Origin of the sequence: Eudoraea chungangensis (genome assembly GCF_029360665.1) — a bacterium.
Lineage (GTDB): Bacteria > Bacteroidota > Bacteroidia > Flavobacteriales > Flavobacteriaceae > Eudoraea > Eudoraea chungangensis.
Window position 1 is genome coordinate 65,034 of sequence record NZ_JARDUB010000001.1, and the last position, 14,658, is coordinate 79,691.

A 14,658-nucleotide genomic window follows, 5' to 3' on the forward strand; every position below is an offset into this window, starting at 1 on the left:
AAACCAATTCAAATATTCTATTTTAGTATTTGCTTAAATAAGAAATTAATGTAACTTTGTTCAATGGAAAATAATTCTTGCATAAGACAACAAGCCGATTTAGAACAAATTAATCGTTGCAAAGAGACAGTTTCAGAACTAAGTGAATCTTTTGATTATTTAGCGAATGGACTTTCATTAGTTGGGAATAGCGTAAGACTTAAAATACTATACCTACTCTTTGAAGAAGATAGGCTTTGCGTTTGTGATTTAAGTGATATTCTTGGAATGAATATTTCGGCCATTTCCCAGCATTTGAGAAAAATGAAAGACCGAAATCTATTAGAAACCGATAGAGAAGCCCAAACGATTTATTACTCATTGACCGCTGGATATGAAAAACTACTCAATCCGTTTTTTGAAATTCTAGATAAGAACAAAGTTTTAGAAGCGATATGAAAAGTGAAAACAAATTAATTGGAGCAGGTTTACTAACAGCACTTGCAGCTTCCTTATGCTGTATTACGCCTGTTTTGGCTCTTATCGCAGGAACAAGTGGAATTGTTTCAACATTTTCTTGGATAGAACCTTATAGACCTTACCTAATCGGGCTCACAATTTTAGTTCTTTGTTTTGCTTGGTATCAAATGCTAAAGCCAAAAAAGGAAATCGACTGTGAATGTGAGACAGACGAAAAACCAAAATTCACGCAGTCCAAAACTTTTTTAGGAATTGTAACTGTATTTGCAATAGTAATGTTGGCATTTCCATACTATTCAGGAATTTTTTACCCAGACACGGCAAAACAAATTATCGTTGTAGATAAATCGGATATTAAAATAACTGAATTTAAAATTAGCGGAATGACCTGCGCGAGTTGTGAAGAACACGTAAACCACGAAGTGAATAAACTCAGCGGAATCGTGAGCTCAAAAGCGTCGTACGAAAGTGGAAATGCAATCATTGAATTTGACAAATCCAAAACCAATGAATCGGAGATTGAGAAAGCAATTAATTCTACTGGTTATAAAGTGACCGACAAAAAAGAAAAATAATGGAAACTATACTGACATCTGAAATAACTTGTCCAAACTGCGGACACAAAAAAGTAGAAGAAATGCCAATAGAATCCTGTCAATTCTTTTATGAATGTGAGAATTGCAAAACGGTTCTAAAACCAAATGAAGGAGATTGTTGTGTTTATTGTTCTTATGGGACTGTACCCTGCCCACCGATTCAAGAGAGCAAAGGGTGTTGTTGAAAAATCATATTTAAGTTCACTTCCTCTTATCCCCAGCCTCTTTATCAAAGGCAATTAGATTAAACAGTTCTCGCATTCTGCTACGAACACGATTGCCATAACGTTCTTCTAATTCTTCAGCATTTAGGTTGGTGGTTGCGTGAGTTTTGATTTTATGTTTGGTCTCAAGGTATAGTTCATATCGAGATAAAAGTACTTCGCCCATTACGTTCAGGTCTTTACCATAAAAACGTCCGGCAGGTTCAATGCCTAAATCATCAAAGCAGAAAAATTTGGTGTTTCCATACTCTTCAATGGTCTTAAAACCAAGATGGTTAAAACTGAAGGTCACATTTCTGCAAGGAATCATTTCATAGGGTCTTTGCATCGGAACAATATATCTCAGTAATTTCATTAAGCTAGTTTTTCCGCAACCAACTGGTCCGGAAAGTAAGATACCCTTATCGATGTCAATTCCATAGGTTATACAATTGGCTTTATCCTTAATGAAATACGAGCAGAGCTTTAGCAGTATATCTCTATCTTCGTCATAAATTCTGAACTTTTCGCCGAAAAGCAGTTTCCCTTTGGCGTTCAGATAAATTAAGATTTTTGGAAAATCGTAGAGTACACTTTTGCCATCAAATTTTCCTAGCGAGTATTCCACGCCACCTTCGGTAATTTTAGAGGGGTTGTCCATAATCTTTGTTTTTAGTGGTTCGCAAGTTGTCCTTTATTTGGGACGCTTGTTTTTTGTTTGATTCGTTTTTTTCGTCGAACAATTCTGTTCTGTCCATCCAATTTGTGGCTAGAGCTCGCCAATCACGAATTGCTTGACCATCGCTTGTTTGCCAGTTCCGGGTTTCATAGTGCTCAAAGAACTTTTTTCCCTCATCTGCATCAAAACCATTTTCTTCAAAAAAATCAATAACCGCCTGCCTGCCTTTTGGCTGTTTTATATAGTTTTCTTGTTTGGTATTGTTTGTATTAGATACCAATACTTGTCCATTTATGGGATGGTGCTGTCCCACAACTGGTTCACGTATGGGATGGTACTGTTCCGCAAGCTGTTCTAATGTGGGATTGTACCGTCCCATATCTGGTTCACTACTTGTACCAATAATGAACATCTTGATTTTACTTCCTTTGTATGGATTGTTAGATGGGAAATAGGATAAATAAAGCCACGAGTCCAAATCCGTAACGCAGCGATGGTATGTGGATTTTGAGCCTATTTTGGCACAGCGCATCAAATCTCTACGATTCACATAAAATTCATCTGCAAAGCGACTACTGTTCCATTCTTGGAACAGCGCCATATACAGACTGATATGGGTAGGATTTAGGCGGTCATCAAAATAGAACTTTTCAAAAGCCGCATTAAGTAGCTTTATATAGTTCATTATTTAAGAATTTGAACCGTGCTGTACACGGTTGGAAGTCATTATGTTTTGTATTTCCTCGGCATCGTAATAGATAATACCACCAACTTTGGTGTAAGGTAAAGTACCATTGATGCGAAGGTTTTGCAATGTGCCTGGACTTACCTGAAGCAAATCCATAACCTCTGAAGATTTAAGGTATTTTTTGAGTTTACCAGTAGCTTGTTTGGATAATAATTTTTTGATGTCATCGAGCAATTCCATTTTGAATTCCCGAAGGTCGTCTGTTGTAATAATACTTGTCGGCATAATAGAACGGTTTTTAAAGAAAGAGACTATCGCATCGCTTTCAACTAATTTGATAGCCTCTGACCTGATTTGACTTTCGTTCTACAAATTTGAATAGCTTTAATGGATTTTATTCCCCAGTATAACCGTACTACCGTCAAAATTTAACATTTTGAAATTCAGTTTATTTTGGTGGTGTTTTGAGGTGTTTCCATAGTTAACATACCCTTGAATTGCATTAAAATTTATGAAAAATGAGTGAAGAATGTAATTACCGTAGGTCAACCGTAGTACGGTCTTTTTTTAACATATAAAAGAAGGAACGAATGATAGCAACTAGCGACTATTCCTCGCTTTTGTCCATTTCCGAAAGAAGGGAAGCTGTCAACTGGTCGAGGAACAACGTCCGGCTATTTTTGCGATTTTTAATGTCCTGAAATGTTTTGTAGATTTCCTTTGGAGTAAAGTCGAATACTTCTTGCAAAATTTTAGATAATTTAATAATACTTAGACCCTTTTGTTTCGTCATTCCAGCAGCACTTAGTGAATATAGAAGTTCAACCCAGTCTGTATTTGTGAACGGCCATGGAATTTTTTCTGTAGGTTTTATAGTCACACTATTTCCGTTCACTCTACTTTTAATAGAATGTTTCTTTTGGTCCATATAGTTGATAAGAGATATATAAGCCTTGAACTTTCCTAAAAGCATATCTCTCGGTGTACAAAAATCAGGGTCTTGAAAATAGAATTTGGAAGTAGTAATATGATAGATATCAAGATGCTTTCTGGTGTAATAAGCTTTGTCAAAGTGGGTTGCACCAGATTTAACGTATTGGCCGAAATCAAGGTTATAAAGGAAAAAGCGATTTAATTTACTAATCTTCTTTTTTATAAATTTTAATTGTGCAGCTCTGTCTGCTTTGGGAAATTGAATTTCAAAAGAATGAATTTCTGAGAAATATATAAGTTTAACCAATGGCACTTGTTTTATTTTTTTGAAGAAGATTATTTCATTCTCAACACTTTCAAAATCATTGGTCAGAATGTTTCTTTTAAAAACAGTAAGCAAGTTTCTACTTAACTGAATAGAACGATAGGATTGTTCCAAAATCGGTAGATTTTCGAGACTTATCTCGTCTAATGCTACGAGAAGATTTTTGCCTAACGTTTCTAAATCCATTTGCAGCCATAAATACAGTTAAGCCCAACAATATTGGGGGCAGTCTTAGTTTGGGTGGATTAGTTGTTGTTAGAGCTCTTTAGTTAGCGAATGCGCAGGACAGGTACTTTGTTAGCAGAACTTTTTACGACAAGGGACATCTAAAGAGCTACTGAAATGTAATAACATAATTTTGAAAGAAGGTTATTTTATTCCGTAGATATCTACGGAATGAACCGTATTTTCCTACGGTAATCGCTGCAACCCTAGTATAAATGCTATTTTGATTTTTTTCGATAGCGAGAAATAAACTGTCTTCTGTTTTTTACCCCTGTTTTTTTGTAGATGTTTGAAGCGTGTTTAGAAACAGTACTTTCTGCAATAAATAAATCTTTGGCTATTTGTTTGTAACTGAGATTGCTGAGAATGGACAAGGTAATCTCTATTTCCCTTCTTGTCAAGTTTTCATAAATGATTTTCGTTTCTGCTGAGTTAATTGCCTGTTCTTTACTCATAGCAAATACTTCGTACATTTTGGTCTTGTTTTCTAAAAAATATAAATGTCTATCTATTTCAATAATGGATATGGCGTAAAAAGCTGTGTTCATAACTGTAAAAGTCAACCATTGAAAATCCCCGATTAAGGTCAATATAGGTAACAATGCAATACTTGTCACACTAATCATCGATAATCTGTTACGACGTAGGATATATTCATTTGGATTGTTTGGATGCGAAATTCTTTCATAAAACATTCCTAAGAACACAAAGGCAAGAATTGAAATAGGGATGGTAAAAAGTAACCTTGAAGAGTCCAAGGAATAAGTAAAGAAGTATGGGATTAAAAATAGTATAATAAAACTTCCAGAAGACAAAATCGCCAAATTTCTAATGGAAGAATTGTACTTTAATACTATGATATCATATTCTTTATAGAGGTAGTAAACTATATAAACACATAAAGCTATGGCAACACCATAGGTTATGATATACTGAAGAATAAGAGGGCCAGGAAAATTCTTGATTGGCAAAAAACCACCGGTTAGATTATAAGTAATGAATAGAATACCCAAAGATAAAAATCGTTTATAACCACTTGAATCTTTTCTAGTTGAATAGTAGAGTGTAAACAATACAATGACTGTATCTAATAAAAGATAGAAAAAAGTAGTCCAATGTATTGATGTTCCAAACATTTATCTTTTTCATCGCTGCTCAAATTTGTTGGTTTCTAAATTTTTTTTCACATTTCCCCAATGAAATATAGTACCGTTCATTGCTACATATACATCTGGTTTTAGAAATTGAACTGAGCATAAGGCGTAACCTAAATTAAAAGGGGCATCTGTACCATTGGATGTGCCTAGAACAAATGAGCCAACCAAGACTATCGTTTTCTTTAGGTTAAGTTTTCCGATATATTTTGCGGTATCTTCCATAGTGAAAGTACCGTGGGTTAATATTATTTTTCTCGCGCTCGTAGCTTTGATTTTATCAACCAAAAGCCGGCGGTCATCATCTGTAATAAAGCGACTATCTTTATTGAGGACATTTTCTATCGAATAGGAAAATGAAACATTTGCCGACTCAAAAAATTCCTCAATTGAGATTTTATTTTCTTGGGTCTGATTATTTTCTGTATCGTAGTCCAGCCCCTCAATTGTACCGCCTGTTGTGATTATATGTATCATAAAATAGGACTTGTTGTGACCTATAAATATAATGGTTATTATTTGTAATTTATTTTCATTCAGTCAATTGGGCGGTCAGGAATTCTAAGATTCCTTCCATTTCATTCTCTGCAACCGTACCGCATTTAAAATGGCCAACAAAGCGACACCCACATCCGCAAAGACTGCTTCCCACATTGTAGCCAATCCACCCGCACCTAAAATCAGAACTATTGCTTTCACACCAAATGCCAAACCAATGTTCTGCCATACAATTCTTCGGGTAGAACGACCAATTTTAATTGCTCGTGCAATCTTGCTCGGTTGGTCGGTTTGGATGATGACATCCGCTGTTTCAATGGCTACATCGCTACCCAAACCACCCATAGCGATTCCTACATCGCTTGCAGCAAGCACTGGTGCATCATTAATACCGTCGCCTACAAAGGCTACCTTTGTATCGGGTTGCTTTTTTAGTTCTTCTACTTCGTTCAGTTTATCTTCTGGTAGCAAGCCGCCCTTTGCCCAATCAATATTGAGTTCATTGGAAACCTGTTGTGTAATGGAATCTTTATCGCCCGAAAGCATTATGATTTTTGATATACCTGCTTCCCTTATTTGCTTGATAGCTTGGTGGGCATCTTCTTTAAACTTGTCAGCAATCGTTACATAGCCTACAAATTTTCCGTTTATGGCAACCATCACAATGGATTCAACAACATTATCCGTTTCAGAAGGAACCTCTATGTTGTTTGAGGCCATCAAAGCTTTATTACCGACCAACACCGTTTTTCCATTGACCGTTCCTTTTAGTCCCTTTCCGGCAACCTCTGAAACATCGGTCGCCTTATAATCCAAACCATCCGCTTTATATTCCAGTATCGCTTTGGCAATGGGATGGGTGGATTGTTCTTCCATCGCCATCAGGTATTTCATAAACTCAGCTTCGTCAAATGTGATGGACTTGATTTCCTTGATTTTAAAAACCCCTTTTGTAACGGTTCCGGTCTTGTCCATTACGACCGTATTTACCTTGGTCATTGCATCCAAAAACGATGCACCCTTAAACAATATTCCATTTCGGGATGCTGCACCAAGTCCGCCAAAATATCCTAATGGAATGGAAATGACCAATGCGCAGGGGCAGGAAATCACTAGGAATATCAGGGCTCGGTAAAGCCAATCCCTAAACACATAATCGTCCACAAAAAAGTAAGGCAGGAAGGTCAGGCCAATGGCGAGGTACACAACGATTGGTGTATATATCCTTGCGAACTTTCGTATAAATAATTCTGTCTTTGATTTTCTTGCAGTCGCATTCTGTACCATATCCAAAATCCGGGCAATGGAACTGTCCTTAAATTCTTTATTGGTTTCCACTGCAATGACACCATTGAGGTTGATACTTCCTGCAAAAACTTTTTCGTCTTTTGCAATGGTGTCGGGTTTGCTTTCACCAGTTATTGCAGCTGTATTCAACGATGCTTTTTCGGATAACAGAATGCCGTCCAAGGGAATTTTTTCGCCCACGCGTACCTGTATCTTTTCGCCAATCTCGACTGTTTCGGGGTTGACTACAACAAAATTCCCATCACGATAAACCACCGCCTCATCCGGTCGTGCATCCAACAAAGCCTTAATGTTTCCCTTCGCACGATTAACCGCTGCACTTTGGAACAGTTCACCCACGGCATAAAATAGCATTACTGCCACACCTTCGGGGTATTCGCCTATGGCAAATGCACCCAAAGTGGCAATGGACATCAGAAAAAATTCAGTAAAAAAATCGCCATTCTTAATACTGTTCCATCCTTCCTTGATAACAGGAAATCCAACAGGAATGTAAGCTACCGAGTACCAAACGATTCTGACCCATCCCTTGAAAAATGGAAAGGCATCAAAATAATCAATGGCAATACCAATGATAAGCATCACGAAGCTGAAAATCGCGGGCAAGTAGGTTCTTAAGTTAGAAACTTCTTCAGGACTGCTATGGTTATGACCATCGTCGTGACTATGGTCGCCCTGGTGTTCTTTAGGGGCTAGGTCACGTAAATTCACTTTTTTCTTCTTCATTGGGCTGGTTTATATTGGCTTAAAATCTTATTTAAATCACTTGGTAGTTTCATTCTTTTTAGTGGTGGAACACCGGAACCACCTGTATTTCCGGTTGGTACGTGGTCGATAAATGATTTCCACCCACCGACAAGAAGACGAATGATTTGACCAAATATCTCTTTTAGGTCTTTTTGGCGAAAACCAAATTTGAGCATCAACCAATGACTATAAGTGTGTTCCAAAGGATAAGACTGACCGATAATATGTGAGCGTTCAAGATGAAACCAAGCTCTTGAAAAATTGTCTTTTTCGAGATATGAACGATATTGATTAAGCTCTTCAGAATAATGTTTTTTGAGTTCTACGGGTATGATTGTGTTGAATTTCATCAGTACGTTATTTAATTGCCAAATTACTACCTAAGACGATGCAACGGAAGTGCATTTATTGACCACTACATTTCTCGCAGATTCCCTTTAATACTAAGTTGGCGTCCTCAGTTACATAGCCATCTGGTAGGTTGATATGTGGTATTTTATGCTCGGTTAAGCACACAGTTTCATCACAGTTATTACAATGGAAATGAAGGTGCAAATCCTGTTCAAGACTGCAATCGCAACCTGGTTCACAAAGCGCGTACTTCTGTATTCCCGTACCATCATCTATTTGGTGGACAATCTTCTTTTCCTCAAAAGTGCGTAACGTTCTATACAAGGTTGTACGTTCCGCTTTTGCGAAAGCAGTCTCAATATCCGTCAAAGAAATGGCTGCATCTTTTTCTGCTAAATACTTATAAATTAGTATTCGCATTGCCGTTGGACGAACGCCATTTTCAGTAAGTCTTTTTTCTATTTCTTTCATTATTTAGTTTTTTTTATCAATGTCCGTCTTCTTCAGATTCGCCCTTTTTCATTTCTGCCATTAAGTAGTAGGCGTTGTTAAAGGCATATTTTGCATTTAATTTTTGTTCTGTTAAAAATGTAATGGCAATCCAATCACCATCCTGTGTACCCTTAATTATTTCATACGGTATAAAAGCCCAATTATCATCTTCCTTTTCAGATGAAAACACAAAGAACCTATTACCATCAGCAGCTATGGCACTTTCGGGCATAGCCAATGTTTTAGTGTTGTCTGTTTGGATGCGTCCCTGAATATACATTCCGGGAATAAGGTTACCTTTCTTATTTTCAATATCGGCGTGGACGTGAATTGCTTTTGGATTCTGTTCAAAAGTCTTTCCAACGGAATAGATTTCTGCGGTAAGTTCTTTCCCAGGAATGGATTGGACATTGAAAGTAACTTTTTGCCCTTCCTTGACTTTATACACATCCTTTTCAAAAACCATTAAATCCGCGTGCACGTGTTGAGTGTCCACGATTTCCATTAGGTCGGTCTGTGGGTCTACGTACTGGCCTGTTTTAATTTCTACTTTTTGAACAAATCCCTCAATGGGACTTCTGAGCGATACACGCTGATAAATTGTGCCGTTTCTCACACCAGCTGCGCTGATACTCAACTGTTGCAATTGCGCTTCAAGGCCTTTTACCATACTTCGGGATGCCTGATATTCGGCTTCTGATTTTTGAAAATTTGCACCGCTTCCTACCCCAGCATCATATAGGGTTTTTTGTCGTTCATATTCCTTTTTAAGGAACTGACTATTGCTGTATGCATTGAGGTAATCTGTTTGTTTCTGGATGATATTGGGATGAGATAAATAGGCAACGGTTTGGCCCTTGTTGACTTTATCGCCCTCAATGACGTTGATGGACACCACATTTGCACCAACCACGGTCGTGATGGTGGCCTCGTTCTGTGGCGGGACTTCCAATTGACCGTTGGCTTTCACATACCCGCTCATATTTCGCATTTGCAATGTATCGATTTGCATTTGTAAAGCTTCGAACTGTTTGGTAGTGAGCATCACTTCCTCAGCTTCACCTTCGGAATGTTCTTTTTCCATTTCGGAATTTGCCTCTTTGTTCTCTGAGGTATCGCTTTTTGAATTGCCACAAGAGGTCAATGCTAATAGCATCACTAATAGTCCGATGGCTCTATATTTGGATAGGTTTTTCATTATTGTTTGAAATATTGTAGTTCGAAAACTGATTTTAGATAATTGTCAAGAGTGTCCAGCGCATCCATTTCGGTCTGTATGGCATCCCTTATTATTTGAGTAAAAGCTGCATAATCGACTGCACCTTCTTTATAGGCTATCAAAGCACCCCGTCGCTGTTCCTTGGCGAGTGGCAACGCTTTGTTTTTGTAAAATTGCCAAGATGCTTCCCACTTTTGGTAAGCTTGTAAGGCTTGTCGATATTCTGATTGTAATTGGCGTTTAACAAAATCCGCATTAGTCTTGGCGATTTCGCTATCAATTTTAGAAGCCTTGGCCTGACTGCGTTTGGTGCCAGAGAATAGGGGAACGGATATTCCTGCCTGATAGGTGTAGAATCCGCTGCTTCCGTTCACTTGTTGCAATCCGCCCTGAAGGTTGAGATTAGGCAACAAATCAGAACGAGCAGCTTTGTAGCTGGCTTCAGCTTCGTCGATTCGCTTTTGTGAAAGTTCCAGTTCGGGATGATTCTCAATACTAGTGGGTATTCCCATTAAAGCCATTTCACTTTCGTCTAGGGTGTCGGGAACGGTGTAAAAAGTATCGGAAACCAACCATAGATTGAGCTTTTGAAGTGCAATGGCATAGTCGCTCTCGGCTTGTAACAGTTTATTGTTGATTTGCAATGCTTGATTGGTCGCAGACGAATATTCCAATCGTGAAATGGCCTCTACTCTGAAATTGAGTTCGATTGCTTTTTCAAATTGTGAATAGATGGAATCCAGTTCACGGTAGAGTTCATATTTCTGTCGTTGTTGATACGCTTGAGACCACGCCTTTTTTGCTTCCTGTTCCACTTGCAGTCCTGAAAGGTCAAGAGAGGTTTCGGCTAAGGCAATACGCTGTTTTTGCAAACGCTTTTTTGCGCCAATTCCGAAAAGATTTATGTTTTGTTGCCCTACACCTACCAAAGTATAAATACCCTGACCGTCGCTTACTTCCTCACCACCAGTAAACACTTGGGTATTACCGAAGTCATAAGCCGTACCCTTAAGGGCGTTCTGTTTCTGGATTTCCAACTGTTTCGTTTTCAACAGAGGATAGTTTTTTTTAGAAATTTCTACCGCCTGTTCCAATGAAATTATAGGTAAACTATCTCGTTTAGTTTGTGATTGTTGTGCTTCCACCTTCGTGAAAGCAAAAAGGAAACAGACTACCGCCGTCGCGGTAACAAACTTTGGACTTATTTTTTTCTTCCGTTCTGAACGCTTCTCGACCCATTGATAGAAGATGGGAAGGATAAAGAGTGTTAAAAGTGTAGAAGTAATCAAACCACCGATAACGACGGTCGCCAATGGTCGCTGTACTTCTGCCCCTGCGGAAGCTGAAATAGCCATAGGAAGGAAGCCTAAAATATCTGTAAATGCGGTCAGCATAATGGGGCGTACTCTTCTTTTTGTGCCCTCTATAATACGTTCTTTGAGGTCGGTAACACCTTCCTCTTTTAACTCGTTGAGTCCACTTATCATTACTAATCCGTTCAATACCGCAACCCCAAAGAGCACAATAAAGCCGACCCCTGCGGAAATGCTAAAGGGCATATCCCTGAGCCATAAGGCAAATACACCGCCTATGGTCGCCATCGGGATGGCCAAGTAAATCATCAAGGTCTGTGGAAACGATTTTAACGCAAAATAAATCAGGATAAAAATAAGGAACAACGCCACAGGAACTACAGTCTGCAATTTGTCACTTGCCCTTTCCAGATTCTCGAATGCGCCACCGTAGCGAATAAAATATCCTGGTGGTAAATCTAGGTTAGCATCCAGCTTAGTCTTAATCTCGTTGACTAAAGATTCCACATCACGTCCACGCACATTTACACCCACGTAGGTTCTACGGTTGGTATTGTCCCGGCTTATCTGCATCGGTCCCGGTGTGTACTCGATATTTGCCAATTCTTGAAGGGGAATCTGTGAACCGTTCGGTAAATTGATATACAGATTCCTAATGTCGTTGATATCTGTACGGTTCTGTTCGTCGAGCCTAACGACTAAATCGAAACGCTTTTCGCCCTCAAAGATGACACCTGCATATCCGCCAGCAAAAGCAGATTGGACTATCGTATTAAGTTGGTCGATGCTAACACCGTATTGTGCCAGTTTATCACGATTGTACTTTATAGTCATCTGAGGCAGGCCTGAAGTAGCTTCCGCTCTCATATCGCCTATACCTTCGGTACCCGCTATGATTTTGGTAATCTCGTCCGCTTTAGCAGCAAGCACATCGATATCCTCACCATAAATTTTAATGGCAACATCCTCACGGATACCTTCCAACAGTTCATTGAACCTCATTTCGATGGGTTGGGTAAACTCATAGTTGACACCTGGAATAATACTTACGGCATCCTTTATCTTGTCGATAAGTTCATCCTTTGATTCAGCTGACACCCATTCGTCCTGTGGTTTCAGTATAACAAATACATCGGCAAAGTCCATCGGCATAGGGTCGGTTGGTACTTCAGCCACACCTATACGACTCACAATTTTTTCTACTTCGGGAAATTCGGTTTTTACGATGCGCTCTATCTTGGTAGTGGTCTCAATCGTTTCGCTGAGGGAACTACCCGGCTTCAAAATGGCGTGGAAGGCTATATCGCCCTCATCTAATTGTGGAATAAACTCGCCGCCCATTTTAGAAAATACAAATACAGCTATTGCAAATGTTGCAACTGCAATACCCACGACCCACTTTCCTTTTTTTAAAGTTCGTAATAAAAGAGGTTCATACTTTCTTTGCACCCAAAATACAAAACGGTCGCCCCACGATTTCTTTTCCGTTTTTGGTGGTTTTAAAAATAGGGCTGACATCATAGGTACATAGGTTAAACATAGAAACATTGCCCCTATCATCGCAAATATGAATGTTAGTGCCATTGGTTGGAACATCTTTCCTTCTACACCTTCCAATGTTAAAATGGGTAGGAACACAATTAGGATTATCAATTGCCCGAAAAAAGCAGCGTTCATCATCTTTTTGGATGCATTAGCGGCTATTGAATCCCGGTCTTCTTTTTTCAAGGTCTTCTTTTTGAGTATATAGCTGCCCATTAAAAATACGCTGGCTTCCACAATGATGACCGCACCATCTACGATAATACCGAAGTCGATTGCCCCTAAACTCATCAGGTTTGCCCAAACATCAAAAATGTTCATCAGTATAAAAGCGAATAATAAGGATAGTGGGATAGTAGAAGCTACAATCAATCCACCACGCCAGTTACCTAACAAAAAGACCAAAACAAAAATTACTATAAGTGCACCTTCTAGTAAATTGTTGCGTACTGTTCCCGTAGTTTCACTTATGAGTTTACTTCTATCCAACAAGGGCTGAATGATAACCCCTTCCGGAAGTGATTTCTGGATTTCGGTCATCCTATCCTTTACACGGACAATGACATCGTTTGAGTTTGCCCCTTTAAGCATCATAACAAGTCCACCAACGACCTCGCCTTCGCCATCCTGTGTCAATGCCCCATAGCGCACGGCAGAACCGAATCGTACATCGGCAACATCACTTACGGTAATTGGCACACCGTTTTCATTTTTGATAATGATTTTTTTGATGTCATCAAGGTTGCGTACCAAACCTTCGCCACGAATAAAGTTGGCTTGGTGGTTTTTTTCGATATAAGCACCACCCGTATTTTTATTGTTCGCTTCCAAGGCTTCGAAAACATCTGTAATTGTAAGACCAATAGCCTTTAGTTCATTGGGGTCAACGGCTACCTCATATTGTTTTATTTTTCCACCAATGGCGTTGATTTCAACAACCCCTGGAACCATTGCCATTTGTCTTTGGACAATCCAGTCTTGCATTGTGCGTAAATCGGACAAGGAATACTTGTCCTGAAACTCAGGTTCAACTTTCAGGGTATATTGATATACTTCCCCCAAGCCTGTTGAAATAGGCCCCATAGAAGGTTGACCTAGTTCTTCGGGAATCTGCTCACGTACTTCAGTCAGTTTCTCGGAAACGAGCTGACGTGGCAGATACGTTCCCATATCATCATCAAATACAACCGTTACCACGGAAAGTCCAAAACGAGAAATCGAGCGAATTTCCTTTACATTGGGCAGATTGCTCATAGCAACTTCTATTGGATAGGTCACGAATTGCTCTATATCCTCTGTTCCCAGATTGGGCGATTGTGTGATGACCTGTACCTGATTATTTGTAATATCCGGTACGGCGTCAATGGGAACTTTAGTCATACTATAGATACCTGCACCGATTAGTGCCAAGGTTAGCAGACCAATTATAAATTTGTTATTGATTGAAAAATCAATGATTCTATTAATCATAGATTAAGGTGTTAATTCAGTTAAAATGATATTATGCTCTCGCGCAAGCGAAATGCACCAACTGAAGTTTTCAAAATTTGAAAACTTCAAAACGGGATATAGCTATCCTGTATAAACTAAATTAAACCTGCGGGGGTTGCAAAGGGGAAAGGGAAATATCTTTACCTATACTATCAAAATGGTTAAAGTTATCTTGCGGAATTAGTGGTTGCAACGGTTCAAATGTCGTAAGTCCGAAACTTATAGTATGAACGTGGCAACAATGGCAATTGCAAAATGGCGAGCATAGTTCGCAATCTTGGTCGTGGTCGCCATCAAAATCAGATACGGATGTGATTTGGGTGTCGTCTTTAACGTTCCCTGCATCACTACAAGGCACTACATTGAGTGCTAAGAAATATATTGATAGTATGATTGCTACAAATTTCACATTGCAAAGATAAAAATATTTTCGTG

15 protein-coding genes are annotated in these 14,658 nt (G+C 38.9%); 3 read left to right on the top strand and 12 right to left on the bottom strand.

Annotated elements, in window-relative coordinates:
• Positions 1-63 precede the first annotated feature (63 nt).
• From PXG98_RS00315 to PXG98_RS00325, 3 genes are read left to right on the top strand one after another with little or no spacing between them, the layout of a single operon-like run.
• Complete coding sequence (locus PXG98_RS00315; protein WP_276388285.1) at positions 64-438, top strand: ArsR/SmtB family transcription factor; 375 nt, start codon at positions 64-66, stop codon at positions 436-438.
• The gene (merTP, locus tag PXG98_RS00320) at positions 435-1,034 is read left to right on the top strand and encodes a mercuric transport protein MerTP (protein WP_276388286.1); all 600 of its coding nucleotides are present in this window, start codon (positions 435-437) and stop codon (positions 1,032-1,034) included. The genes PXG98_RS00315 and merTP overlap by 4 nt, the downstream gene beginning before the upstream one ends.
• Positions 1,034-1,240 carry a GDCCVxC domain-containing (seleno)protein gene (locus PXG98_RS00325; protein WP_276388287.1) on the top strand — a complete coding sequence of 69 codons (207 nt, stop codon included), beginning with the start codon at positions 1,034-1,036 and terminating at the stop codon, positions 1,238-1,240. Before merTP ends, PXG98_RS00325 begins: the two co-directional genes overlap by 1 nt.
• A gap of 16 nt (positions 1,241-1,256) precedes the next feature.
• Here PXG98_RS00325 and PXG98_RS00330 read toward each other — a convergent pair whose 3' ends face one another.
• From PXG98_RS00330 to PXG98_RS16450, 12 genes are all read right to left on the bottom strand, one after another.
• Positions 1,257-1,919 carry an ATPase gene (locus tag PXG98_RS00330; RefSeq protein WP_276388288.1) on the bottom strand — a complete coding sequence of 221 codons (663 nt, stop codon included), beginning with the start codon at positions 1,917-1,919 and terminating at the stop codon, positions 1,257-1,259.
• Positions 1,903-2,622, bottom strand: a complete 720-nt coding sequence (locus PXG98_RS00335; RefSeq protein ID WP_276388289.1) for a hypothetical protein — start codon at positions 2,620-2,622, stop codon at positions 1,903-1,905. Before PXG98_RS00335 ends, PXG98_RS00330 begins: the two co-directional genes overlap by 17 nt.
• 3 nt (positions 2,623-2,625) lie before the next feature.
• Positions 2,626-2,910 carry a helix-turn-helix domain-containing protein gene (locus PXG98_RS00340; protein ID WP_276388290.1) on the bottom strand — a complete coding sequence of 95 codons (285 nt, stop codon included), beginning with the start codon at positions 2,908-2,910 and terminating at the stop codon, positions 2,626-2,628.
• A gap of 322 nt (positions 2,911-3,232) precedes the next feature.
• On the bottom strand, positions 3,233-4,069 hold the full coding sequence (locus PXG98_RS00345) for an RteC domain-containing protein (RefSeq protein ID WP_276388291.1): 837 nt from the start codon (positions 4,067-4,069) through the stop codon (positions 3,233-3,235).
• Positions 4,070-4,326: 257 nt separating this feature from the next.
• Positions 4,327-5,244: a LuxR C-terminal-related transcriptional regulator gene (locus PXG98_RS00350; RefSeq protein WP_276388292.1), complete on the bottom strand. Its 918-nt coding sequence runs from the start codon at positions 5,242-5,244 to the stop codon at positions 4,327-4,329.
• A gap of 9 nt (positions 5,245-5,253) precedes the next feature.
• Entirely contained in the window at positions 5,254-5,739 is a 486-nt protein-coding gene (locus PXG98_RS00355) for an asparaginase domain-containing protein (protein ID WP_276388293.1), read from the bottom strand.
• 84 nt (positions 5,740-5,823) lie between these two features.
• A complete protein-coding gene (locus PXG98_RS00360; RefSeq protein WP_276388294.1) occupies positions 5,824-7,794 on the bottom strand; it encodes a heavy metal translocating P-type ATPase in 1,971 nt (656 codons plus the stop codon).
• Complete coding sequence (locus tag PXG98_RS00365; RefSeq protein WP_276388295.1) at positions 7,791-8,165, bottom strand: DUF3703 domain-containing protein; 375 nt, start codon at positions 8,163-8,165, stop codon at positions 7,791-7,793. The genes PXG98_RS00360 and PXG98_RS00365 overlap by 4 nt, the downstream gene beginning before the upstream one ends.
• Positions 8,166-8,220: 55 nt before the next feature.
• Complete coding sequence (locus PXG98_RS00370; RefSeq protein ID WP_276388296.1) at positions 8,221-8,637, bottom strand: Fur family transcriptional regulator; 417 nt, start codon at positions 8,635-8,637, stop codon at positions 8,221-8,223.
• Between the two features lie 16 nt (positions 8,638-8,653).
• Positions 8,654-9,856 carry an efflux RND transporter periplasmic adaptor subunit gene (locus tag PXG98_RS00375; RefSeq protein ID WP_276388297.1) on the bottom strand — a complete coding sequence of 401 codons (1,203 nt, stop codon included), beginning with the start codon at positions 9,854-9,856 and terminating at the stop codon, positions 8,654-8,656.
• A complete protein-coding gene (locus PXG98_RS00380; RefSeq protein WP_276388298.1) occupies positions 9,856-14,202 on the bottom strand; it encodes a CusA/CzcA family heavy metal efflux RND transporter in 4,347 nt (1,448 codons plus the stop codon). The genes PXG98_RS00375 and PXG98_RS00380 overlap by 1 nt, the downstream gene beginning before the upstream one ends.
• Before the next feature lie 121 nt (positions 14,203-14,323).
• Positions 14,324-14,632 carry a DUF6660 family protein gene (locus tag PXG98_RS16450; RefSeq protein ID WP_338150215.1) on the bottom strand — a complete coding sequence of 103 codons (309 nt, stop codon included), beginning with the start codon at positions 14,630-14,632 and terminating at the stop codon, positions 14,324-14,326.
• Positions 14,633-14,658: the final 26 nt, after the last annotated feature.

Coding starts and splice junctions, on each gene's coding strand:
- PXG98_RS00380 (WP_276388298.1), bottom strand. CDS start 14,202: ATGATTAATAGAATCATTGATTTTTCAATCAATAACAAATTTATAATT.
- PXG98_RS00350 (WP_276388292.1), bottom strand. CDS start 5,244: ATGTTTGGAACATCAATACATTGGACTACTTTTTTCTATCTTTTATTA.
- PXG98_RS00335 (WP_276388289.1), bottom strand. CDS start 2,622: ATGAACTATATAAAGCTACTTAATGCGGCTTTTGAAAAGTTCTATTTT.
- PXG98_RS00345 (WP_276388291.1), bottom strand. CDS start 4,069: ATGGATTTAGAAACGTTAGGCAAAAATCTTCTCGTAGCATTAGACGAG.
- PXG98_RS00315 (WP_276388285.1), top strand. CDS start 64: ATGGAAAATAATTCTTGCATAAGACAACAAGCCGATTTAGAACAAATT.
- PXG98_RS00355 (WP_276388293.1), bottom strand. CDS start 5,739: ATGATACATATAATCACAACAGGCGGTACAATTGAGGGGCTGGACTAC.
- PXG98_RS00375 (WP_276388297.1), bottom strand. CDS start 9,856: ATGAAAAACCTATCCAAATATAGAGCCATCGGACTATTAGTGATGCTA.
- PXG98_RS00325 (WP_276388287.1), top strand. CDS start 1,034: ATGGAAACTATACTGACATCTGAAATAACTTGTCCAAACTGCGGACAC.
- PXG98_RS00360 (WP_276388294.1), bottom strand. CDS start 7,794: ATGAAGAAGAAAAAAGTGAATTTACGTGACCTAGCCCCTAAAGAACAC.
- merTP (WP_276388286.1), top strand. CDS start 435: ATGAAAAGTGAAAACAAATTAATTGGAGCAGGTTTACTAACAGCACTT.
- PXG98_RS00330 (WP_276388288.1), bottom strand. CDS start 1,919: ATGGACAACCCCTCTAAAATTACCGAAGGTGGCGTGGAATACTCGCTA.
- PXG98_RS00370 (WP_276388296.1), bottom strand. CDS start 8,637: ATGAAAGAAATAGAAAAAAGACTTACTGAAAATGGCGTTCGTCCAACG.
- PXG98_RS00365 (WP_276388295.1), bottom strand. CDS start 8,165: ATGAAATTCAACACAATCATACCCGTAGAACTCAAAAAACATTATTCT.
- PXG98_RS00340 (WP_276388290.1), bottom strand. CDS start 2,910: ATGCCGACAAGTATTATTACAACAGACGACCTTCGGGAATTCAAAATG.